Raw genomic sequence first — 22,058 nt, 5'->3', positions numbered from 1 at the left:
GTGGGATCGGAGCGACACCGGGGTGTGCGAGCGGGAAGATGGCGAAGTCGGCAACGGGGTGGGCCGACGTCTCGCGGCCCGGCAGGACGCGGGGGAGCACGACGAGCGGCACGCACGCGGGGAGGCCGCCGTGCATCGACCGCAGCGGCGCTCCGGCGTTGAACCGGCGCCAGAAGAGCGAGTAGATGATGGTCGGCAGATGTCCGTTAGCCGCGAGGGCGAGCGCGAGCGCCGCGCGCTCGACGAGCGGCTGCAGCCGCGCGGGAGCGCCGTCGCGGAGCTCGGCCTCGGCGCCCATGGCCCGCGCGTCGCGGAGCGCGACGGGCGGGGTGCGCCCCCACGGCTCGACCGCGGCGACGATCGCCTCCACGAGCGCGTCGAGCGCACCGCGCTCGCGACCGGAGCCGTCCCCCGACGTCGCTTCGAGCGCCTCGCCGGCCCTCGCGATGGCGGCGTCGAGGGCGACCCACAGCGCATCCGCCTTGGATTCGCAGTAGGAGAAGACGGTCCCGCGCGAGACGCCCGCGCGGCGAGCGATGTCGTCGACGCTCACCGCGCCGTAGCCGCGCTCGAGGAAGAGCTCGAGCGCCGCCTCGTGGATGGTCGCCGGGCTCGAGGCTCGGGGCCGACCGGGCCCTCGCCCCTTGCTCCGCCGCTGCACGCGACCCGTCGCCATGGGAATCTCCTTCCGGCACTATTGTTGCACCCGGTATGACAATGCGCGCCGAACCGGCGCCCCGCGAGGAGATCCCGTGACCACCACCACCGCGCCCTCGGGCGCCGCTCCCGCACGCTCGAGCAGCTCCGCCCGCGTCGCCACCGCGGCGACGGTCGGCACCGCGCTCGAATCGTACGACTTCTACACCTACTCCTACTTCGCCGCGTTCTTCGCCGGCCCCTTCTTCTTCTCGGCGCTCGGCGACGCAGGCGCGCTCGCCGCCTCGTTCGCGACGATCGGCATCGCCTTCGTCGTGCGGCCACTCGGCGCGATTCTCTTCGGCCACCTCGGTGACCGCATCGGCCGCCGCTCGACGCTGCTCATCACGATCGCGCTCATGGGCGTCGCGACCGGGCTCGTCGGGCTGCTGCCGACCGGCGAGGGCTGGGCGCTGTTCGGCGCGATCGCGCTCGTCGTGCTGCGCATCGCGCAGGGCCTCTCGCTCGGTGGCGAGTGGGGCGGCGCGGTGCTGCTCGCGACCGAGCACGCCGACGCGCGACGCCGCCCGTTCTTCGCGTCACTGCCGCAGCTCGGCTCCCCCATCGGCTCGGTCGCGGCGGGCGGCCTCATGCTCGTGATGTTCTTCGGGCTCGGGCCCGAGGCGATGGCGGCGTGGGGCTGGCGCATCCCGTTCCTCATCGCCATCCCGCTCATCGCCGTCTCGCTCTATCTGCGCTGGTCGATCGACGAGACGCCCGTGTTCAAAGAGCTCGCCGCGAAGGGGCAGCGCGAGCGCAACCCCGTGTGGGCGGCGATCCGCACGCAGCCGGACGCGTTCGGCCTCGCGATCCTCGTGGCGCTCCTCGGCATCGGCTCCTACTCGCTCATGAACACCTACACGATGGGCTACGGCGTCACGGCGCTCGGCTTCGACGAGATGCAGCTGCTCGCGGCCGCGACGATCGGCGGCCTGCTGCAGTTCGTCACCGTCCCGGCGTTCGGGTGGCTCGCGACGCGCATCGGCTCGGCGCGCGTCGTCGCGCTCGGCGCGGCGGGCACGCTGCTCATCGCCTTCCCCATCTACTGGCTGCTCGGCAGCGCGACGTTCGCGGTGCTCGTCACGCTCATGATCGTCGGCGGCATCCTGCCGACCGCGTCGTGGGCGGCGCTCGGCGGCACGATGCAGGAGCTCTTCCGCGGCCGGCACGCCTACTCGGCGCTCTCGGTCGCCTACGCGCTCGCCGCCGTGCTCTCGGGCTTCATCCCCTACCTCACGACCGAGCTCGGCGTGCTCACCGGCGGCGCCTGGTGGCACCCGGGCGTCGTGCTCGCGGCGCTCTCGGCGCTCACGCTCGTCGGCGCGATCATGGCGGGGCGGATGCGTCGGCTCGGCGATGAGGACGCCGACGCCGCACAAGCCGCGGTCCCCGAGGAGGCGTCCGCGCCGGTGTGACGCGCGGCCCGGGCAGGATGATGGGGTGCTGCTGCCGACGATCGCGAGGGGCGCGAGCGCCGAGGTCGAGATTTCGCGCTCGCGCTTCACCGCGACGGCGCACCGCATCGCGAGCCTCGACGAGCTCGCGCCGCTCGTGCGCGACGCCCGCCGGGCGCATCCGGACTCCCGGCACGTGTGCAGCGCCGCGATCGCCGGCCCGCACGGCGAGTCGAGCCGATCGAACGACGACGGCGAGCCGGCGGGCACCGCGGGATCGCCGATCCTCTCGGCGATCGCCGGTCGCGGCCTCACGGATGTCGCGGTGCTCGTCGTGCGCTGGTTCGGGGGCGTGAAGCTCGGCACCGGTGGGCTCGTGCGCGCCTACGGCGGCATCGCGGCCGACGCGCTCGACGCGGCCGGCCGGCTCGAGCGCGTCGCCGCGACCGAGCTCGTCGCGCGGCTCTCCCACGCCGACGCGCCGAGGCTCGAGCACGCGATCCGCACCGCGGGCCACGAGCCGACGATCGACTACGAGTCGTCGGGCGCACGGCTCGCGATCGTCGTCGAGGACGCCCGGCGCGCCGAGGCCGATGCGCTGCTGGCGCAGCTCGGCATCGCGGCCGAGCCGGCCGGCACGCGCGTGCTGGAAGTGCCGGCGTGAGCGGCGCTCACGCGAGCGAGCGCCCGACCTCGACCAGCTGCGGCGCGTAGCCGCCGCCGAAGAGCAGCGTGTGCACGAGCAGCGGCTGCAGCTGCTGCATCGGGATGCGCTCGCGCCAGCCCTCGGCGAGCGGCGACGCCTCGTCGTAGGCCGCGAGCACGCGCTCGAGGAGCGGCAGGCCGAAGAGAGCGAGCATCGCGAGATCGGTCTCGGCGTGCCCGCCCTGCGCGTGCGGGTCGATGAGCACGGCCCCCGTGTCGACGTCCGACCAGAGCACATTGCCCGTCCAGAGGTCGCCGTGGATGCGCGCGACAGGCCCGACGAGCCGCGGCTGCGGCGCGTCGAAGCCGCCCGCCGCCATGCGGTCGACCGCCGCCCCGACCGCCCGCGCCTGGGACGCATCCAATCGCCCCTCGTCGACGCAGCGGCGCAGCACCGGCCGCACCGCTGTCTCGGCCCACGCCGCGCCCCACGAGTCGGCGACCGGCTCGGGCGCGAGCGGCACGCGCGAGGAGCCCCACTCGAGCGGCGGCTCGGCGCCCGCCGGCGGGCAGCAGTGCCACGGCGCGCCGGCGGCGTGCAGCGCGGCGAGGCTGCGGCCGAGCGCCTCGGCGCGCACGGGCGTCGGCGCCGCCTCCGCGACGCGGGCGACGTGCAGCGCGCCGCCGTCGAGCCGCGCGCGGGCGATGCGCGTGCCGCCGGCGGGCTCCGCCTCGGCGAGCCACGCGAGCCCGGCCGCTTCCATCGCGAGCCGGTGCTCGGCGCCGCCCGGCACGCGCTTCACGACGTCCACCTGGCCACCTTGGCACGGGTCGCTGAGGAGCGCCCGGCTAGCGTGGAGGCATGGCCGCTCCCCGCAAGCCCGCTCCCCGCAAGCCCGCTCCCCTCTGGCTCTACATCGGCGCCGCCGTGCTCTTCGCGGTCGCCGGCGCGCTGCAGAGCGACACCCTCCCGCGCGTGCTCTTCCTCATCGCCGCCGCGCTCTTCGCCGTCACGGCGGTGCTGCAGTGGCGCTTGCGCCGCAGGGCGTGACGCCCCGCGCGTAGACTGGCGCGGACCACAACCAGGCATCATGCCGTCGCCCCGCCCCGGGGCCCGGCGAGACGCGATGCCGCGCACAGCGAAAGCGAGACGCCATGAGCGCCAGCCCGACGCCCGGGATGCCGGACCGCCCCGCCCTCGAGGGACTCGAGCAGAAGTGGGGCGAGCGCTGGGAGGAGGCCGGCACCTATCGCTTCGACGCGACGGGCCTCGGCCGCGACGAGATCTACTCGATCGACACCCCGCCGCCCACCGCCTCCGGCTCGCTCCACGTCGGCCACGTGTTCTCCTACACGCACACCGACCTCGTGGCCCGCTTCCAGCGCATGCGCGGCAAGCACGTCTTCTACCCGATGGGCTGGGACGACAACGGCCTGCCGACCGAGCGCCGCGTGCAGAACTACTACGGCGTGCGCGTCGACCCGACGCTCCCCTACGACCCCGACTTCACGCCGCCGCACGAGGGCGGCGAGGGCAAGAGCTCGAAGGCCGCCGACCAGGTGCCCGTCTCGCGCCGCAACTTCATCGAGCTGTGCGAGCGGCTGACGGAGGAGGACGAGGAGAAGTTCGAGCACCTGTGGCGCACGCTGGGCCTCTCGATCGACTGGTCGCAGACCTACCGCACGATCTCCGACGACGCGCGCCGCACGTCGCAGCTCGCCTTCCTGCGCAACTTCGAGCGTGGCGAGGCGTACCAGGCGGATGCGCCCACGCTGTGGGACGTGACGTTCCGCACCGCCGTGGCCCAGGCCGAGCTCGAGGACCGCGACCAGCCGGGGGCGTATCACACGCTGCTCTTCACCTCGGAGGACGGCGACCTGCGGATCGAGACGAGCCGCCCCGAGCTGCTGCCGTCCTGCGTGGCCGTCGTCGCGCATCCGGATGACGAGCGCTATCAGCACCTCTTCGGCACGACGGTCTCGACCCCGGTGTTCGGCGTCGAGGTGCCGTTCGTCGCGCACGAGCTCGCGCAGCGCGACAAGGGCACGGGCGTCGCGATGATCTGCACGTTCGGCGACGTGACCGACGTCACGTGGTGGCGCGAGCTCGACCTGCCGAACCGCTCGGTGATCGGCTTCGACGGCCGCTTCGCCGCCGAGGCCCCCGAGGCGCTCGCGAGCGAGGCCGCGCAGGCCGCCTACGCCGAGCTCGCCGGCAAGACCGTCTTCAGCGCTCGCAAGGCGATCGTCGAGCAGCTGCAGGCCGCGGGCCGCATGATCGGCGACCCCAAGCCCATCCAGCACCCGGTGAAGTTCTACGAGAAGGGCGACAAGCCGCTCGAGATCGTCTCGACCCGCCAGTGGTACATCAAGAACGGCGGCCGCGACGAGGCCCTCCGCGAGCGGCTCATCGCGCACGGGCGCGAGATCGCCTGGCACCCCGAGCACATGCGCACGCGCTACGAGAACTGGGTGCACGGCCTCAACGGCGACTGGCTCATCTCGCGCCAGCGCTTCTTCGGCGTGCCGATCCCCGTCTGGTACGCGCTCGACGAGGAGGGCGAGACCGACTTCGACCGCGTGCTGCTGCCTCGGCCCGAGCAGCTGCCGCTCGACCCGACGAGCGACGTGCCCGACGGCTACGACGAGTCGCAGCGCGGCAAGCCGGGCGGCTTCGTCGGCGAGGTCGACATCATGGACACGTGGGCGACCTCGTCGCTCACGCCGCAGCTCGCAGGCGGCTGGGCCGACGGCGCAGAGCTGTGGTCGAAGATCACGCCCTTCGACCTGCGACCGCAGGGCCAGGACATCATCCGCACGTGGCTCTTCTCGACGCTGCTGCGCTCGATGTTCGAGGACGGCCGCGCCCCGTGGCAGCACGCCGCGCTCTCGGGCTGGATCCTCGACCCCGACCGCAAGAAGATGTCGAAGTCGAAGGGCAACGTCGTCACCCCGCTCGGCATGCTCGAGGAGCACGGCTCCGACGGCGTGCGCTACTGGGCCGCCTCCTCGCGGCTCGGCGTCGACGCGACGCTCGACCCGCAGAACCCGAAGATGATCAAGATCGGCCGGCGCCTCGCGATGAAGGTGCTCAACGCCGCGAAGTTCGTGCTCTCGATGGAGGGGCAGCCGGGCGAGATCACCGAGCGCCTCGACCGCGAGATGCTCGCCGAGCTCGCCGCCGTCGTGCGCGGCGCGACGCGCGCGTTCGAGGGCTACGACCACGCGAAGGCGCTCGAGTCGACCGAGGCGTTCTTCTGGACGTTCTGCGACGACTACCTCGAGCTCGTCAAGGAGCGCGCCTACTCGGGCGACGAGCCCGGTCGCGGCTCCGCGATCGCCGCGCTGCGGCTCGCGATCGACGTGCAGCTGCGGCTGCTCGCGCCGTTCCTGCCGTTCGCGACCGAGGAGGTCTGGTCGTGGTCGCACGATGGCTCGATCCACGTCGCGCCGTGGCCGGAGGCCGACGAGCTCGGCGTCGACCACTCCCCGACCGGCATGCTGCAGGCCGTCGGCCAGGCGCTCATCGGCATCCGGCGGGCGAAGACGGATGCGAAGGCGAGCCAGAAGACGCCCGTCGCGTCCGCGGTCATCGGCGTCCCGGCGGCGCTGCGCGAGCACCTCGAGGCCGCGACCGGCGACCTCAAGGCCGTGGGACGCATCCGCGACCTCACGCTGGTCGAGGCGGCGGAGCTCGCGGTGAGCGAGATCGAGCTCGAGGAGGCGTGATGCAGATCGGCACCCGCTGGGCGGTCGGCGGCGAGGCCCCGCAGTCGGTGCCGATCGCGATGCGCGCGGCGATCGACGAGGAGGAGCGCACGCTCGCCGAGCTCGGCGCCGACACCGCCTCGTGGCGATGGACGCTCACGTGGCTCGAGGGCCGGCCCGTCGTCGAGCTCGACGACGGCACGACGATCCGGCTCGAGGGCGACGACGTGATCGTCAGCCGCGAGGAGTGACGCACGAAGGCCCCCGGCAGCTGCCGGGGGCCTTCCTCCCTTGCACAGGAGTGTCCTTCGATCGACTCAGCGCATCGGCCGGGTCAGGATCTGCGCCATCACGAACGAGTCGTTGACGACGGCGATCGGCATGGTCACGGGGTGGTCTTCGCGCTTCGGCATGGTGTCTCCTCTGGATGGTCTCCCGATCAGTCGATCGGGAAGGCGTTGAACTGGATCTGGATGCGGTGGACGGGATCGCTCTCGTCACCGGTGTCTGCGGCGGCCTCGGCGAGGCGCAGTGCGATGAGGCGCTCGACGTCGCGCGTCAAGCGGTGCAGCTCGCTCGCGCGGAGCGAGACGGAGCGGCTCGAGAGGCGCGACGCGTCGAGGATCGGCTCCTCGAAGCGCTCCTCCCCTGTCGCGACGAACTTCGCGAGCAGCGCACTGTCGTGCTGCGTCCACGCGCCGAGCACCGTCGCGGTCGCCGCGCGGCCCTCGGGCACGTCGGCGAGCTCCTTCGTCCACACCTCGACGGGCTCGATCGATCGGCGCCACCAGCGCTCGCGGCCGGTGCCGATCGACGCGTCCTCGGCGATGAAGCCCTTCGCCTCGAGCTGTCGGAGGTGGTAGCTCGTCGAGCCGGTCGACTCGCCGAGCGTCGCCGCGAGCGACGACGAGGTCTGCGGCCCCTCAGTCGTCAGCACGTGCAGGATGCGCACGCGCAGCGGGTGAGCGAGGGCCTTCAGGGAATCGAGATCGACGGCCGGGGCCTCGCTCTCGCCGCCGGGACCGTCGACGGCGGCGTCGAGCATGACTCCATACTACTCTTTGCAAAGACCTCTTTGCAAGAGGAAGTCAGACAGCTCGGCGGGCGCAGAGTGCCGCCACTCTGCGCTCCTCGAGCCGCACCGCAGCAGAGTTCCGGCACTCTGCCGCCGCGAGCGGCGCCGGGCAGCGGCGTGGCGGCACGCTGCGGGGCGGCAGGTCAGTCGCGGGCGATGATCCAGCCGTGCAGCATGGCCATCCAGCCGTCGTCGTCGGCGGTCCATGCGCGCCAGGCGTCGGCGATGCGCTGCCGCTCGGCGGCGCCGGCGAGGCCGAAGCGCTCGGTGCCGTCGGCGAACGCCGAGTGCACGGCGCGCTCCGCCCACTGCCCGCCCCAGAACTCGCGGCCGCGCGCCGACTCGAAGCACCACGTCTCGACGTCGGTCTCGACGCTCGAGAAGCCGGCCTCCCGCGCCCACGCCTTGAGCTTCGCACCCGCGTCGCCGTCGCCGCCGTTCGCGGCCTGCAGCGCGACGACGAGCTCGCGCCAGCGTGCGAGCTCCGGGGTGAGCGGATGGATGGCGGTCGACGAGTAGACGATGTCGCGCGTCGCGACGATCCGGCCAGCGCCCCGCCACGCCGCGAGCGCCGTCACTGGCTCACCGAGGTGCTGCAGCACCTGGTGCGCGTGCACGATGTCGAAGTCCCCGCCCGGGGGCGCGTACGCATCCCCCACCAGGAACTCGACGTTGCCGACGCCGGCCTCCGCCGCCGCACGCCGCGCGTGCTCGACGACCTCCGCGCTCGCGTCGATGCCGACGACGAGCCCCGCGTCGCCGACGCGGCGCGCGAGGTCGATCGTGATCGAGCCGGGGCCGCACCCGACGTCGAGGATCCGCATGCCCGGCTCGACGAGCGGCGCGAGGTACGAGGCCGAGTTCTCGACGGTGCGGGCGGCGTGCGCGCCGACGACGCTCGCGTGATGGCCATGAGTGTAGGTAACCGGGGGCATGAGCACACTCTATGGCCGAGCGCGTGCCGCACCCGCACCTAGGGTGGTGGCATGACCAACCCCTTCCTGGCGCCCAGCGCGCTCCCGTACCACCTGCCGCCGTTCGCCGAGATCCGCGACGAGCACTACGAGGAGGCGCTCGAGGCCGGCTTCGCCGAGCAGCTGGAGGAGGTCCGCGCGATCGTCGAGGACGACGCCGCGCCGACCTTCGAGAACACCATGGAGCCGCTCGAGCGCTCCGGCCAGACGCTCTCGCGCGTCGCCCACGTCTTCTTCAGCATGACCTCGACCGACTCGACGCCGTTCCTCGAGGAGCTCGAGGAGCGCTTCGCGCCGCGCTTCGCCGCGCACGAGGACGCGATCACGCTCGACCCGCGGCTCTACGCACGAGTCGCGGCGCTGCACGAGGCGCCGGATGCGTCGTGGACGGACGAGCAGCGCTACCTCGTCGAGCGGCGCCACACGGAGATGACGGTCGCGGGCGCCGGCCTCGACGAAGCCGCCCGCGCGCGGCTCATGGAGCTCAACCAGCAGATCGCGACGCTCACGACGCGCTTCGACAAGCACCTGCAGGCCGACACGAACGACCTCGCGGTCGTGATCGACTCCGCGGCGGAGCTCGACGGGCTGAGCGACGGCGAGGTCCAGGCCGCCGCGGCCGCCGCGGCCGACCGCGGGCTCGACGGCAAGTGGCTCATCACCCTGCCGCTGTTCTCGGGCCACCCCTGGCTCGCGTCGCTCACCGACCGCGACGTCCGGCGCCGCGTGATGGAGGCATCCCTCGCTCGCGGCACGCGCGGCAACGAGCACGACAACCGCGAGACGGTCATCGAGCTCACGGCGCTCCGCGCCGAGCGCGCGGCGCTGCTCGGCTTCGCGACGCACGCGCACGCCGTCACCGCCGACGAGACCGCCGGCAGCCCCGACAACGTCATGGCGATGCTCACGCGGCTCGCGAAGCCTGCGGCGGCGAACGCGCGTGCGGAGGCCTCAGCGCTGCAGGCACAGATCGACGCCGCAGGCCTCGACTATCGGCTCGCCGCGTGGGACTGGGACTACTGGACCGAGAAGGAGCGCACCGCGCGCTTCGACGTCGACACGGCGGCGCTGCGCCCCTACTTCGAGGCCGAGCGCGTGCTGCGCGACGGCGTCTTCTACGCCGCGACCCAGGTCTACGGCATCACGTTCGAGGAGCGCGACGACCTCGTCGGCTACCACCCCGACGTGCGGGTCTTCGAGGTGCGGAACGAGGACGGCTCCGAGCTCGGCCTCTACCTGCTCGACCTCTACACGCGCGACTCGAAGCGCGGCGGCGCGTGGATGAACTCGCTCATCCAGCAGAACGAGCTGCTCGGCCACCCGACTGTCGTGATGAACAACCTCAACGTGCCGAAGCCCCCGGCCGGCACGCCGACGCTGCTGACCTTCGACGAGACCACGACGCTCTTCCACGAGTTCGGGCACGCGCTGCACGGGCTCTTCGCGCACGTCACCTACCCCTCGCTCGGCGGCACCAACGTCTTCCGCGACTTCGTGGAGTTCCCGAGCCAGGTGAACGAGATGTGGATGCTGTGGCCGGGCATCGTCGAGCACTACGCGCGCCACATCGACACCGATGAGCCGCTGCCGGCCGACGTCATCGAGCGGCTGCAGGCCTCGGAGTCGTTCAACCAGGGGCACGACACGAGCGAGTACCTCGCTGCGGCGCTGCTCGACCAGGCGTGGCACGCTCGCGTCGCGGGCGATGAGGTGACGGATGTCGCGGCCTTCGAGCAGGACGCCCTCGACCGCGTGGGCCTGCTGAGCGAGACCGTGCCGACCCGCTACTCGACCGGCTACTTCCAGCACGTCTTCTCGGGCGGCTACTCGGCCGGCTACTACTCCTACATCTGGTCGGAGGTCATGGACGCCGACACCGTCGAGTGGTTCAAGCAGCAGCCCTCGATCCGCGAGGCCGGCCAGCGCTTCCGCGAGCGCCTGCTCGGCGTCGGCGGCTCGAAGGATCCGCTCGCCGCCTTCCGCGACTTCCGCGGCCGCGACGCGGACATCTCGCCGCTGCTCAAGCGCCGCGGCCTCGACGCCGCGGAGTAGTCCGGGCACGGCGAAGGGGCGCTGCACCGATCGGTGCAGCGCCCCTCCGTCTCACGCGGCTACGGTGTCGCTCCGACCACCGGAGCGGACAGCACCGCCGTCGCCGTCTCCGCCGTCCCGAGGTTGTCGGTGTAGGTCACCGTCACCCGGATGTAGGAGCCGGCGTCGGCCGCCGTCGTCGTGTAGGCGTTCGACGTCGAGCCGAGCACCGTCGAGCCGGCCGGCACCGTCGGGTCGGTCGATCGCGTCCACGTGTAGGTGAACACGACGTCCTCCACGCCGTCGCCATCCGAGATGGGCGTCGCCCTGAGGAGCGTCCCGACCGGCGGGCCGGCCGGAGCGCCGCCGTAGGCGATGCTCAGTCCGACCGCGGGGTCGTTCTGGTTCTCCACCGTGCCCGTCGTGACGGGCGAGGTCGCCGAGTGCCGCAGCCCAGCGCTGTCGGTGAAGTTCACCGTCACCCGCATGAACTGATCGACAGCTGCGTCGTCGGGCGTGTAGCTGCTCGAGGCGGTGACGCCCGATCCAGCCGCGGGACCGGTTCGCACCAGCTCCTCCCACTCGCTCACCGTCGCGGGCGTGTCGCCCTCTCCGGCCCACCAGATGAACTCGATGTTGGTGAACTCGCTCGCGTCGAGCGGCGTGACGCCGTCCGTCGCGACGAGCGTCGCCGTGATCGACTCACCCTCGCGAGGAGCGTCGGTCGACATGGTGACTGCCGCGAGCGGCTCGCACGCATCCCAACCGTCGCCAGCCTCGTTGAGCGTGGCGCAGCCGTCCGAGAACTGGAGTCGCTCGAAACCGCGGATGACATCCGTGCCGTCGCTCTCCTCCGCCTCCACGACGTTGGTGTGCTCGACCTGCCAGTAGCCGTCGGGCAGCGCCGTCACCGTGTAGTCGGCCATCGGGTTGGAGTACACCGACGTGTCGGACGAGTCCGCCGCGTTCGGGTCCATCACGATCTCGCGCACGATCTCGATGTCGCCCGGGTTGAGCGTGCCCGCGAACACCGCCGCCTGGAGCTGCGCCGCGTTGTCGAAGCGCTGTCCGGTCGTCGTGTCCTCGAGCTGCACCACCAGCTGCGCGTCACCGTCGAGGTAGTCGTTGCCACCGCGTCCCTCGATGGTGTCGTCGCCGGCACCGCCGATGATGATCATGCTGACGCCGTCGGCATCGATCGGGGGCGTGTCCCGCATGAACGGCGCCGCGTAGTCGTACGCAGCTCCGGCCGGCCGCAGCAGCGCCTCGAGGCCGTCGATGAGGTCGAGGCTCTCCTGCGTTGCCTTGTGCAGCGGGATCTCGCTCGGCGCGATGTCGTCCGGCTCCACCAGCGGCCCGCGGAGGGTGTCGGAACCGGCACCGCCCGAGAGGGCCTCCATCTGGTCGAAGCGCGACGGCAGCGGGTTGTTCGGCTCGAAGGTCCGAGTGAACTGCCAGTCCGACGTGACTCCGGTGGTCTGCCCGTAGTAGGTCAGCCAGTCGAAGCCGATGTTGCCGAGGTGACGGTCGGTGCCGACGGCTGCGCCGACGAGGATGTCGTCGCCGCCCTCGCCCTCGATGTCGTCGTTGCCGAGACCGCCGATGACGACGTCGTTGCCGCCCAGCGTGTCGTTCTGGAACTGGTCGGCGTTGTCGCCCTGCAGCAGGTCGGCGTGCGAGCTCCCCTCGATCCAGTCGTGCTGCTCGCCGCCGAAGACGGTCGAGCGGCCCGACGTGCCGCGGAAGATGTCGTCGCCCATCCCGAGGAAGAACGTCGACGCGTCGCCGCCGCCGTTGACGACGAAGTCGTCACCGAGGCCGCCGAGACCCAGGTCGACACCGGGACCGACGTGGATGGCGTCGTTGCCCTGGTCGCCGTGGATGGTGTCATCGCCGAACGAGTCGGTGATGATGTCGTGGCCGGGTCCGCCGACGAGCGAGTCGTTGCCCGACCCGCCCTCGATGCGGTCGTCGCCCTCGTAGCCCCACAGCGCGTCGTCACCCTCGTCGCCGATCATGTGATCGCGGTTCGCGGTGCCGTGCATCTCGACGTGCTCGTCGCCCGTCCACCGCAAGCTGCCGTCGTTGCCCTGCAGCAGGCCCGCGGGGAGCGGGTTCGGCAGTGCGTCGAGGTCGATGATCGGGTCCTGCAGCGCGAAGATGTTCGCCGGCAGGTTCGATGCATCCGAGTTGCGCTGGATGAGGTCCGAGAACGAGTTCGCCTCGAGTGCGGCGAACAGCTGCTCGCCCTGGTTGCGGAACAGATAGTAGAACCGGTCGCCGAACTGCAGCTGCTCGAGCTGCGTCTCGAAGACGTAGTTGAACGTCGAGCCGAGCATGCCGCCGAACGCATCGAGCCGCTCCGCGAGACCGCCCACCCAGAACTCCACCGACTCGAGGCCCGTGGTGGTCGAGCCACCCTCGTCGCCCCAGGAGCCCGTGCCGTTCATGAAGTCGAGGCGGTCGTCCGGCGCCGTCACCGGCGTCGGCGCGAACCCGGCGAGCTCGAGCTCGATCTCGGCACTGACGGAGCTCGTTCCACCGACGATGAAGAGCTCGTCGGGGGCGAGCCTCCTGATCTCGGCGCGCAGGCCATCCGTCAGCCCGCCCGTCGGGACGAGCAGGACCGGCGACCGATGCATGCCGGCACCTGGTGCCGCGGCGAGGGCGTCGGGGAACTTGGAGCCGGTCGCGATGTAGACCCGGTCGGCGCCGTCGGGGAAGAATCGCTGGCTGATGTTGACCGCGACCTCGTATCGATCGGCTCCGCCCAGTCTGGTGACCGGACCCGAGGTGTACTGCCCGAGCTGGGACGCCACCGCCGGGCTCACCGAGACCGGGCCGCCCAGGATGACGATCTCTGCCGGATCCAGCCGCTCGAGCTCGTTCGCGGTCACGTCGGGCAGCGAGTCCGGCGTGACGAGGAGCATCGGCGAACCATCGCGCGCTGCGACCGCGGCGCCAGCGAGCGCGTCCGGGAAGTTCCGTCCGTTCGCGACGAACACTCGCTCGACCGGTCCCGTGAAGGTTCCGGAGATCGCAGCAGCGGTGCTGTAGCGATCCGGTCCGGCGAGCCTGGTGACAGGTGCGTCTACCGCGGAGAGGGCGTTGAGCGAGGTCAGGGTCTCCGGCGTCACCGACTCGGGCCCGCCCAGCACCACGATCCGCTGAGGCGCGAGCCTGAGGAGCTCGCTATGCGTCTCGAACGGGATGCCGCCGACAGGATCTGCATTGACGAGCAGGATGGGACCGCCGAGCGACCCGCCAGCGAGGGCGTCCGCGAACTTCGTGCCGTTCGCCACGTAGACGACCTCGGCGCCGCTCGGATAGTGCCGCTGTGAGAACAGCGCAGCGGCGTGGTACCGGTCGGTGCCGGGGAAGCGACTGACGAACTCCGCGCCGACGGGAGCACCGTTTACGAGCAGCGCTGCCGCGGCCCGCCTCTCGTCGAGCGTCGTCGCCGCGAGGATCGTCGGGTGCGTGCCGTACGCGGCGACGAAGTTCACCAGCGAGGCGTTGCTGCCGCCGCGGCCGAAGTTGTTGCCGTTCTTGAGACCGAGCCCGAAGTCGACCCAGTTGCTGTAGGGCTCGAGGGCCGAGTCGCCGGTCGCGGCGTAGAACGCCGCGCGAGCGTCCTGGAGCGGCGGGATGCCGACGTCGCGACCGCGGAGCAGGTTGATCGTCGCGAGGTCGAGCGGCAGGCCGAGCAGGTTGTTGCGCAGCGTGTCGGTGACGTGCTCGTCGATCTGGCTGCCGACGCGGCCGGTCATGCCGTTGATGAGCGATCCCGCCGCCTCGTCCGGCGTCAGGGTCCCGTTCATGTCGTACAGCTCGGGGTTCAGGAAGCCGTCGAGCAGCGGCACGTCCGTCAGTCCCGTGGCGCCTCCCGCGTCCTCTCGCCCGATCTCCTCCGTCATCATCGAGTGCCCGAAGCGGTAGACGACGTGCGCGAACTCAGCCATGATCGCCGGGTCGATGCCCGGGTTGTAGCTGTTCTCGTTGAACACGACGGCATCGATCGTGGGAGCGATCGTGCGCGCGAACTCCTCGAAGACGATGTGCTGGTACTGCATCTCGGTCGCGAACTTCGCGGCCTGGAAGAGCCGCTCCTCGTACGACCAGTCGTCATCCTGCGGGCCGGGCAGCGTCTCCTCCGGCTTGTCGGAGGGATAGCTGTGCAGCTCGCCACGGAAGGCCTTCGCGAACTCCGCGAGGAGCGTCGAGTCGGCCAGCGTCTTGTCGTTCCGCAGGAGCTCGGTGCTCGGGTCCCCGTTCAGGAGCGCCTCGATCTGGCCCACCATCCGGTTGTGCTCGGAGTGGAAGATCGCGTGCACTGCGGTGAGGCCGATGTTCTCGTTGACCCGGCCATCGCCGGCGACGAAGTGCGCGCCGAGCGCGGCGTTGTCGTAGCCGGTCAGGCTCGGGTCGGACACCGGCGCGCCGCTCCCGTCGAACAGCGGGATGCCCGGGTCGATGATGTCGCCGTTCTCGTCGAACTGGATCGGCACGAGGTTGCCCTCGGCATCGAACAGCGGCGTCGCGCCGTGGGCGATGTCGTCGAGGAACGCGTGGTTCGTCGACAGGGCGTTCGTCGTCGAGACCGGTGCTGCCGGGTCGCCCTCGACGAACGTCACGTCCTGGACGTTCGGTCCGTTCGAGACGATGAGCTGCGGCAGGCCGCGGGCGGGGCCGGGGACGTAGTTGCCGTAGGGGTCGACGAGCACCTGCGGGATGTCGAGCAGATCAGCGTCGGTCAGGCCGATGCCCAGGATCTCGTTCGCCTGCTCCTTGAGGTCGTTCCAAGTCGCCATGCCGCCTGCATCGCCCTCGAGCAGACGCCCGGTCGCGTCGCCGTCCGCGTCGTACTCGCGCAGGAAGACCTGGTGCGAGGGGTGCGACGAGTACGTCTGGTTCTGGTCGACGAACGGGGTCGTGAGGTTCGCGTGCTCCGTCGTCGGGTTGCCGTTCGCGTCCTCGATGCGGTCCGCGCGCGTGAGCACGAGGAAGTTCGAGTTCGACTCTGGGTCGTAGAGCGGGTCGTCCTCCTCGAGCGGCACGATGAGCGTGCCGTGGCCGCCCTTGTCGACCAGGTCGAGGCCGTGGTCGAAGAACTGGCCGAAGAAGCCCATGAATGTGTTGAACGGCGCCGACAGTCCTTCGTCGGGCGCCGTGTTCGGGGTGCGAGCCATGTCGGTGCCCTCGATGAGGGTCGCCGTGCCCGCCTCGATCTGGTTCACGATCGCGGGATTGGAGGTCGTCTGGTCGACGATCAGGTTGCTGATGACGCGCGGCTCGCTGTCATACACGAAGCCCTCCGTCTGGGCGTAGCACGTGTCGCCCCACGGGTCCATGCCCGCGCCTGGCGTGCCGGGCGCCGCGCACACCGCGTGCGGGCCGGGCGCCGACCCCGGCGGGTTGCCGCCGAAGTTCGGCGGGGCGTCGGTGCTCGGCGCGGGCTCCGCTTCGAGCCACACCGGGTCGAGCAGCCGCGGGAAGGCGAGGTCTGCGGCACCGTAGTCCGCCTGGCCGGCGCGCAGGTTGTTGTACGAGCCGTCGACGGTGCGCACGCCGGCGGGCCTGGCGACGTCCGGCACGCACGTGCCGCTCGCATCCTGAGGGCTCGAGCACAGCAGCGTGTAGTTCGACGGGTCCAGCTCGTCGGCGGCGTGCGCCTCCGAGATCTGGATCTGCCGGAGGATGAACTCGAGGTCGTTCTGGTTCAGGACGAACGACGGATGCTCGTCGGTGACGGCGAGCGCGGGGCTCGGCGTGGCGACCACCGCGATGGGGATCGCTATCGCGAACGCCGACAGGAGGGCGATCGAGTTGCGCCGCAGCTTCTCGCCGAGGGGGCGAGATCGTGGCGACGGGCGGCTGGGGGCGGGCGCGTGCACGGTGACTCCTCTTGCTGTGCCCGGCGGATGACACCGCCGGGCGGTCGCTCACGTGGTCCGCGGCGCCTTTGCCGCGGCCCGGCCCACGCGATGCGGGGGCCGATGAGCTGTGCTTGCTTCGGTCACCGTCAAGGGTGATTCGTGGCTGCATCTCGCTCAATACACAGACGCTTCAGCGCTGCTGAGGAGATTCGCATCCCGTCCGCGGGGTACGCCGATCTGCCCCCGCCGCTCGCGTCGCACTGAGCGGATCGACGGTGGAGCCTGAGCGAACACTGTTCACAACACGTTCTAGAACATGCTTCGTACACCGTTACGGCTCAGCGCGCGCGGCCCGCCTGGAGCACGAGCCAGATGAAGTACGGGATGCCGACGAGCGCGGTCATCACGCCCGCGGGCAGCTGCGCGGGCGCGATGAGGGTGCGCCCGAGCGTGTCGGCGAGGAGTGTGAGCGAGCCGCCGAGCAGGGCCGCGAGCGGCAGCAGCACCCGGTGCCTGGCGCCGACGAGCGCCCGCGCCGCGTGCGGCGCGACGAGCCCGACGAACGCGACGACCCCGATCGCGGCGACCGCCGTGGAGGCGAGCGCGACGGCGAGCACGAGCGCCACGACCTGCACGGCGGGCAGCCGCACGCCCAGCAGCCGCGGCGTCGACTCGTCGAGCTGCGCGAGGTCGAGGTCGCGGTGCATCCACACGAGCGCGAGCACGGCGACGACGATCGTCACCGCGACCGGCACGACGTCCTCGATGCCCCGGCCGTAGGTGCTGCCGGCGAGCCAGACGATCGCCTTCGCGCGGTTGTAGGGATCGGTGACGACGATGAGCATGCTCGTGAGCGCGGCGGTGCCCGCGGAGAGCGCGAGGCCGGTGAGCACGAGGCGGAGGCTGCCGAGCCGCTGCCAGCCGACGAGGGCGATGACGAGCGCGCCGACGGCCGCGCCGCCCGTGAGCGCGCCGCCCGCGACGGCCCAGCCGACCGCGGCGGGCGCGAGCGTGATGACGCCGATCGCCCCGAGGCCCGCGCCGCCCGCGACCCCGAGCAGGTAGGGGTCGGCGAGCGCGTTGCGGGCGATCGCCTGCACGAGCGCGCCGGAGAGCGCGAGCGCGACACCGGCGAGCACGGCGGCGACGACGCGCGGCGTGCGCGTGTCGAGCGTCACCCGCACCGCGTCGCCGGCTCTGCCCGCGACCCAGTTGGCGACGTCGCCGAGCAGCAGCATGCGGTCGCCCAGCAGCACCGCGCCCACCGCGAGCGCGGCGAGCAGCACGCCCGCGACGACGAGCGGCACCCACGCGCGCGCGGCGAGCGTGCGCGCGCCGAGCACCGTCATCGACTCTGTCTCGGCAGCGCCCGCCATCGAGCGCGCGAGGACGATGATGCAGATCGCGCCGATGAGGCTCGTGACGACTCCGGTCGGCACGTCCATCGAGCGGATCCCGCCGAGCGCGAAGCGCAGCAGCACGTCGGAGCCGACCACGAGCACCGCACCGGTGAGCGCCGCGAGCGGGATGGCGACGACGTGGCGGGCGGCGCCCGGGATCCGGGCCGCGAGCAGCCGCACGACGATCGGCGCGGCGAGCCCGACGAAGCCGATCGGTCCGGCGATCGCGACCGCGGCCGCGGCGAGCGCGACCGAGGCGACGAGCGTCGTGAGGCGGAGGCGGCCGACGCCCACGCCGATCGTGGTCGCCGCCTCCTCGCCGAGCGCGAGCACGTCGAGCCGGCGCGCGAGCAGCAGCAGCGCCGCGATGCCGAGCAGCACGATGGGCAGCAGCTGCGCGACCGTGCCGATGCCGTTCTGCGAGAGGCGGCCGACGCCCCACGCGTACAGCCCCGCGGTCTCCTGCTCGGCGAGGATGATGGCGACCGTCGAGACCGACTGCAGCGCGAGCGCGAGCGCGGTGCCGACGAGCACCATCTGCGTCGTCGAGCCGCGGCCGCGGCCGATCGCGACGACGGCGAGCGCGGCGACGATGCCGCCGCCGAAGGCGAGCGCGGCACCGCCGAGGCCCGGGAGGCTCACGCCGAAGACGGCGGCGAGCGCGATCGCGGCTCCCGCGCCGCCGTTGACCGCGAGCGTGTCAGGCGAGGCGAGCGGGTTGCCCGTGATGGTCTGCATCGCGTAGCCGGCGGCCCCGAGGGCGAGCCCGACGACGATCGCGGCGGCGATGCGCGGCAGCCGGCTCTCGAGGATGACGGCGCTGTCGCCGCGGTCCCCGCCGAGCCAGCCGAGCAGCTCCGGCACGCCGAGCTGGGTCGTCCCCTGCGTGACGTGCCACGCCGCGAGGCCGAGGAGTGCGACGAGGAGGGCCGCGCCGAGCGCGAGCCCTCCCGGTCGGACCCGGGTCACGGCGTGGGCGAGAGCGACGCGAGCACCGCGTCGAGGTACGCGCTCACGGAGTCGACGCCGCCGAAGAGCCAGATGCCGTCGGGCAGCCGGTGCACGCGACCCGCCTGGACCGCCGGCAGGCCCGTCCAGATCGCGTTGGAGGCGAGCTGGTCGACGAAGACGTCGCGGTCGCCGACGGTCATGTAGAGGATGTGCGACTCGGCGTCGAGCGCGGTGAGGCCCTCGACGTCGGTGATCCCGAGCCCGTACTGCGGGTCGCCCTCCCCCGGCCAGCCGTTCTCGAAGCCGATCTCCTGGAACGCGGCGGGCAGGAGCGCGCCGTCGGCGTAGGGGCGGATCTCGATCTGGCCGCCGTTCTCGTAGCCGTCCATGTGCGCGAGCGGCGTGCCCGCGAGCCCGGCGTCCTCGACCTCGGCGGCGAGCTCGTCGACGTGCGCCTCGAACTCCTCGATCGCTGCCTCCGCGGCGTCCTCGGTGCCGGTCGCCTCGGCGACGAGCCGCAGGTCCGCGAGCATCGTGCCGAGCGGGTCGGATGCGTCGGCGCCGGCGAGCACGAGGACGGGCGCGATGGCCTCGAGGTCGCCGTAGGCGGCGTCGTCGCGACCCGCGACGGCGACGATGAGGTCGGGAGCGAGCGCCGCGATCGAGTCCATCGACGGCTCGGTGCGCGCGCCGACATCGGTCGGCTCGCCCTCGAGCGGCGCGCCGACGCCGGCCCAGCTCGAGTACCCCTCGACGTCGGCGACGCCGACGGGGGCGATGCCGACGGTCTGCAGGTGCTCGACCGCGGCCCACTCGAGCGCGACGACGTCCGTGACGCCCGCGGGCACCTCGACCTCGACGCCGCGGGCGTCGGTCACGGTGACCGCCGAGCCCGCGGGCTCCGCGCCCTCGCTCGAGCCGGCGGGCTCGGTCGTGCCGCACGCTGCGAGGGCGAGCGCCGAGAGCAGCGCGGCGCCGGCGAGCAGGGTTCGCTTGGACATGGGGGTCCTTCCTCGGGCGCTGTGCCCGATGGGAGTGCGCGTCACGCGGCGCGCGACACGAGGGGCCGGCGGCGGAGCCGCTGCGGCCGGATGCGCAAGCCCGACGGGTCGGGCTCGACGTCGATGGGCACCTCGTAGGCGGCGCTGAGGCGCTCGGCCGTCAGCACCTCCTCGGGGCTGCCGGTGGCGACGATGCGGCCGTGCACGAGCAGCACGACGTCGTCGGCGACCTCGGCGGCCTGCTCGAGGTCATGGAGCACGATGCCGACGGCCACGCCGTCGTCGGCGAGGTCGCGCACGATCTCGAGGATCTCGCGCTGGTAGCGCACGTCGAGGAAGGTCGTCGGCTCGTCGAGCAGCACGATGCCCGTCTCCTGCGCGAGGCACGTCGCGAGCCACACGCGCTGCCGCTGGCCTCCGGAGAGCTGCGCGACGGGGTGCTCGGCGAGCGCGCCGATGCCGGTCGCCGCCATGGCGCGCTCGATCACCTCGACGCCGCGCGGGTCGCCCGAGCGGAAGCGGCCGCGGTGGGCGAAGCGGCCGTAGGCGACGACCTCGCGCACGCTCACGCCCGAGGGGTCGGGGTGCGACTGCGCGAGCAGCGCGATGCGGCGCGCGAGCTCGCGCTCGGCGAGGCTCGACGCGTCGGCGCCGTCGGCGAACAGCACGCTGCCCGCGCTTGGCCGGTGCAGCGCGGTGAGGCCGCGCAGGAGCGTCGACTTGCCGGAGCCGTTCGGCCCGACGAGCGCCGTCACGCGGCCCGGCGCGAGCGCGATCGACGCGGCGTGCACGATCGTCTCGCGCCCGTAGGCGAGGGTGACGTCGTCAGCGCGCAGCGCGCTCGATCCCGTGCGGTTCACGAGGTAAGGCTAGCCTTACCTGCGGTGGCTCCGCAACGCGGTCAGGCGGAGAGCTCCTGGATGTCGTCGGCGGTCAGCACGATCGGGGGCTCGCCGCCCGCGACGGACTCGCGCGTCACGATCACCCGCTCGACGCCTTCCCGCGAGGGCACGTCGAACATCACCGGCGCGAGCACGGTCTCGAGGATCGCCCGGAGTCCGCGCGCGCCGGTCTTCCGCTCGACCGCGAGGTCGGCGATCGCCTCGAGCGCCTCCGGCTCGAAGTCGAGCTTGACGCCGTCGATCTCGAACATCCGCTGGTACTGCTTCACGAGCGCGTTGCGAGGCTCGGTGAGGATCTGCACGAGCGCGGCGCGGTCGAGCGGCGACACCGTCGCGATGACGGGCAGCCGGCCGATGAACTCGGGGATGAGCCCGAACTTGTGGAGGTCCTCCGGCAGCACGTCCTCGAAGACGTCGAGGTCGGGCTTGAGCGACGCGACGGGAGCGCCGAAGCCGATGCCCCGCTTGCCCGAGCGGTTCGCGATGATGTCCTCGAGCCCGGCGAACGCGCCCGCGACGATGAACAGCACGTTCGACGTGTCGATCTGGATGAACTCGGAGTTGGGGTGCTTGCGCCCGCCCTGCGGCGGCACCGACGCGACCGTGCCCTCGATGATCTTGAGCAGCGCCTGCTGCACGCCCTCACCCGACACGTCGCGCGTGATCGACGGGTTCTCGGCCTTGCGCGCGACCTTGTCGATCTCGTCGATGAAGATGATGCCGGTCTCGGCGCGCTTGACGTCGAAGTCGGCCGCCTGGATGAGCTTGAGCAGGATGTTCTCGACGTCCTCGCCGACGTAGCCCGCCTCGGTGAGCGACGTCGCGTCTGCGACGGCGAACGGCACGTTGAGCTGCTTCGCGAGCGTCGAGGCGAGGTAGGACTTGCCGCAGCCGGTCGGGCCGACCATCAGGATGTTCGACTTCTGGATCTCGACGCCGTCGCCCGCGGTGTCGGCCGACTCGAGCTGCTTCGCGGCGCCGATGCGCTTGTAGTGGTTGTAGACCGCGACCGCGAGCGACTGCTTCGCGCTCTGCTGGCCGACGACGTACTCCTCGAGGAAGTCGAAGATCTCGCGCGGCTTCGGCAGGGTGAAGCGCTCGGGCTGCGTGCCCTCGCCGGCCTCGGCGGCGCGCTCCTCGATGATCTCGTTGCACAGCTCGACGCACTCGTCGCAGATGTACACCGCGGGACCGGCGATGAGCTGCTGCACCTGCTTCTGGCTCTTGCCGCAGAAGGAGCACTTCAGCAGATCGCCGCTCTCTCCGAGTCGTGCCATCGTCGCCCTCCAGACGTGCTACCGGACGCGGCTCGCGCCCTGATGGAAGCCTAGAGCAGGCGGGTGACACGGTCGCCGACCACGCCGCGATCGGCCCGATCGGCCCGGCTCTGCGGCAGGGGCGCTCG

General features: G+C 72.1%; 15 protein-coding genes. 6 read left to right on the top strand and 9 right to left on the bottom strand.

Annotated elements, in window-relative coordinates; all coding sequences use genetic code 11:
• A partial coding sequence (locus JQT67_RS10445; RefSeq protein WP_208064610.1) for a TetR/AcrR family transcriptional regulator occupies positions 1 to 676 on the bottom strand: 676 nt, incomplete at its 3' end.
• 76 nt (positions 677 to 752) lie between these two features.
• Here JQT67_RS10445 and JQT67_RS10440 point away from each other — a divergent pair.
• Both JQT67_RS10440 and JQT67_RS10435 read left to right on the top strand, forming a co-directional pair.
• Positions 753 to 2,111: an MFS transporter gene (locus JQT67_RS10440; RefSeq protein WP_307864302.1), complete on the top strand. Its 1,359-nt coding sequence runs from the start codon at positions 753 to 755 to the stop codon at positions 2,109 to 2,111.
• 25 nt (positions 2,112 to 2,136) lie between these two features.
• Positions 2,137 to 2,754, top strand: coding sequence for a YigZ family protein (locus tag JQT67_RS10435; RefSeq protein ID WP_208064608.1), 618 nt, complete (start codon positions 2,137 to 2,139; stop codon positions 2,752 to 2,754).
• 7 nt (positions 2,755 to 2,761) lie between these two features.
• On the opposite strand, the gene JQT67_RS10430 is transcribed toward JQT67_RS10435, so the two are convergent.
• Positions 2,762 to 3,547 carry a fructosamine kinase family protein gene (locus JQT67_RS10430; protein ID WP_307864301.1) on the bottom strand — a complete coding sequence of 262 codons (786 nt, stop codon included), beginning with the start codon at positions 3,545 to 3,547 and terminating at the stop codon, positions 2,762 to 2,764.
• Positions 3,548 to 3,597: 50 nt separating this feature from the next.
• On the opposite strand from JQT67_RS10430, the gene JQT67_RS10425 reads away from it, so the two are divergent.
• The 3 genes from JQT67_RS10425 to JQT67_RS10415 all read left to right on the top strand — a co-directional run bounded on the left by JQT67_RS10425 (position 3,598) and on the right by JQT67_RS10415 (position 6,694).
• A complete protein-coding gene (locus tag JQT67_RS10425; protein ID WP_021011694.1) occupies positions 3,598 to 3,786 on the top strand; it encodes a hypothetical protein in 189 nt (62 codons plus the stop codon).
• A 104-nt stretch (positions 3,787 to 3,890) separates the two neighbouring features.
• Positions 3,891 to 6,464, top strand: a complete 2,574-nt coding sequence (gene valS, locus JQT67_RS10420; RefSeq protein WP_208064607.1) for a valine--tRNA ligase — start codon at positions 3,891 to 3,893, stop codon at positions 6,462 to 6,464.
• Complete coding sequence (locus JQT67_RS10415; protein WP_208064606.1) at positions 6,464 to 6,694, top strand: hypothetical protein; 231 nt, start codon at positions 6,464 to 6,466, stop codon at positions 6,692 to 6,694. The genes valS and JQT67_RS10415 overlap by 1 nt, the downstream gene beginning before the upstream one ends.
• Before the next feature lie 188 nt (positions 6,695 to 6,882).
• On the opposite strand, the gene JQT67_RS10410 is transcribed toward JQT67_RS10415, so the two are convergent.
• Both JQT67_RS10410 and JQT67_RS10405 read right to left on the bottom strand, forming a co-directional pair.
• The gene (locus JQT67_RS10410) at positions 6,883 to 7,488 is read right to left on the bottom strand and encodes a helix-turn-helix domain-containing protein (RefSeq protein ID WP_208064605.1); all 606 of its coding nucleotides are present in this window, start codon (positions 7,486 to 7,488) and stop codon (positions 6,883 to 6,885) included.
• Positions 7,489 to 7,661: 173 nt separating this feature from the next.
• A complete protein-coding gene (locus tag JQT67_RS10405; protein WP_208064604.1) occupies positions 7,662 to 8,453 on the bottom strand; it encodes a methyltransferase domain-containing protein in 792 nt (263 codons plus the stop codon).
• A gap of 51 nt (positions 8,454 to 8,504) precedes the next feature.
• Between JQT67_RS10405 and JQT67_RS10400 the strand changes: the two genes are divergently transcribed.
• Positions 8,505 to 10,544, top strand: a complete 2,040-nt coding sequence (locus tag JQT67_RS10400) for a M3 family metallopeptidase (RefSeq protein WP_208064603.1) — start codon at positions 8,505 to 8,507, stop codon at positions 10,542 to 10,544.
• A gap of 59 nt (positions 10,545 to 10,603) precedes the next feature.
• Here JQT67_RS10400 and JQT67_RS10395 read toward each other — a convergent pair whose 3' ends face one another.
• The 5 genes from JQT67_RS10395 to clpX all read right to left on the bottom strand — a co-directional run bounded on the left by JQT67_RS10395 (position 10,604) and on the right by clpX (position 21,930).
• Complete coding sequence (locus tag JQT67_RS10395) at positions 10,604 to 16,417, bottom strand: peroxidase family protein (protein WP_208064602.1); 5,814 nt, start codon at positions 16,415 to 16,417, stop codon at positions 10,604 to 10,606.
• 320 nt (positions 16,418 to 16,737) lie between these two features.
• Positions 16,738 to 18,768 (bottom strand): iron ABC transporter permease, encoded by a 2,031-nt coding sequence (locus tag JQT67_RS10390; protein ID WP_208064601.1) that lies wholly within the window; start codon positions 18,766 to 18,768, stop codon positions 16,738 to 16,740.
• Positions 18,765 to 19,751 carry an iron-siderophore ABC transporter substrate-binding protein gene (locus tag JQT67_RS10385; RefSeq protein ID WP_208064600.1) on the bottom strand — a complete coding sequence of 329 codons (987 nt, stop codon included), beginning with the start codon at positions 19,749 to 19,751 and terminating at the stop codon, positions 18,765 to 18,767. Before JQT67_RS10385 ends, JQT67_RS10390 begins: the two co-directional genes overlap by 4 nt.
• Positions 19,752 to 19,792: 41 nt before the next feature.
• Positions 19,793 to 20,611 carry an ABC transporter ATP-binding protein gene (locus tag JQT67_RS10380; protein WP_208064599.1) on the bottom strand — a complete coding sequence of 273 codons (819 nt, stop codon included), beginning with the start codon at positions 20,609 to 20,611 and terminating at the stop codon, positions 19,793 to 19,795.
• 41 nt (positions 20,612 to 20,652) lie between these two features.
• Positions 20,653 to 21,930 (bottom strand): ATP-dependent Clp protease ATP-binding subunit ClpX, encoded by a 1,278-nt coding sequence (clpX, locus tag JQT67_RS10375; RefSeq protein ID WP_208064598.1) that lies wholly within the window; start codon positions 21,928 to 21,930, stop codon positions 20,653 to 20,655.
• Between the last annotated feature and the right edge of the window lie 128 nt (positions 21,931 to 22,058).

It is taken from the genome of Agrococcus sp. TF02-05 (genome assembly GCF_017565345.1).
Lineage (GTDB): Bacteria > Actinomycetota > Actinomycetes > Actinomycetales > Microbacteriaceae > Agrococcus > Agrococcus pavilionensis.
This window is presented reverse-complemented; position numbering and strand designations above follow the sequence as displayed.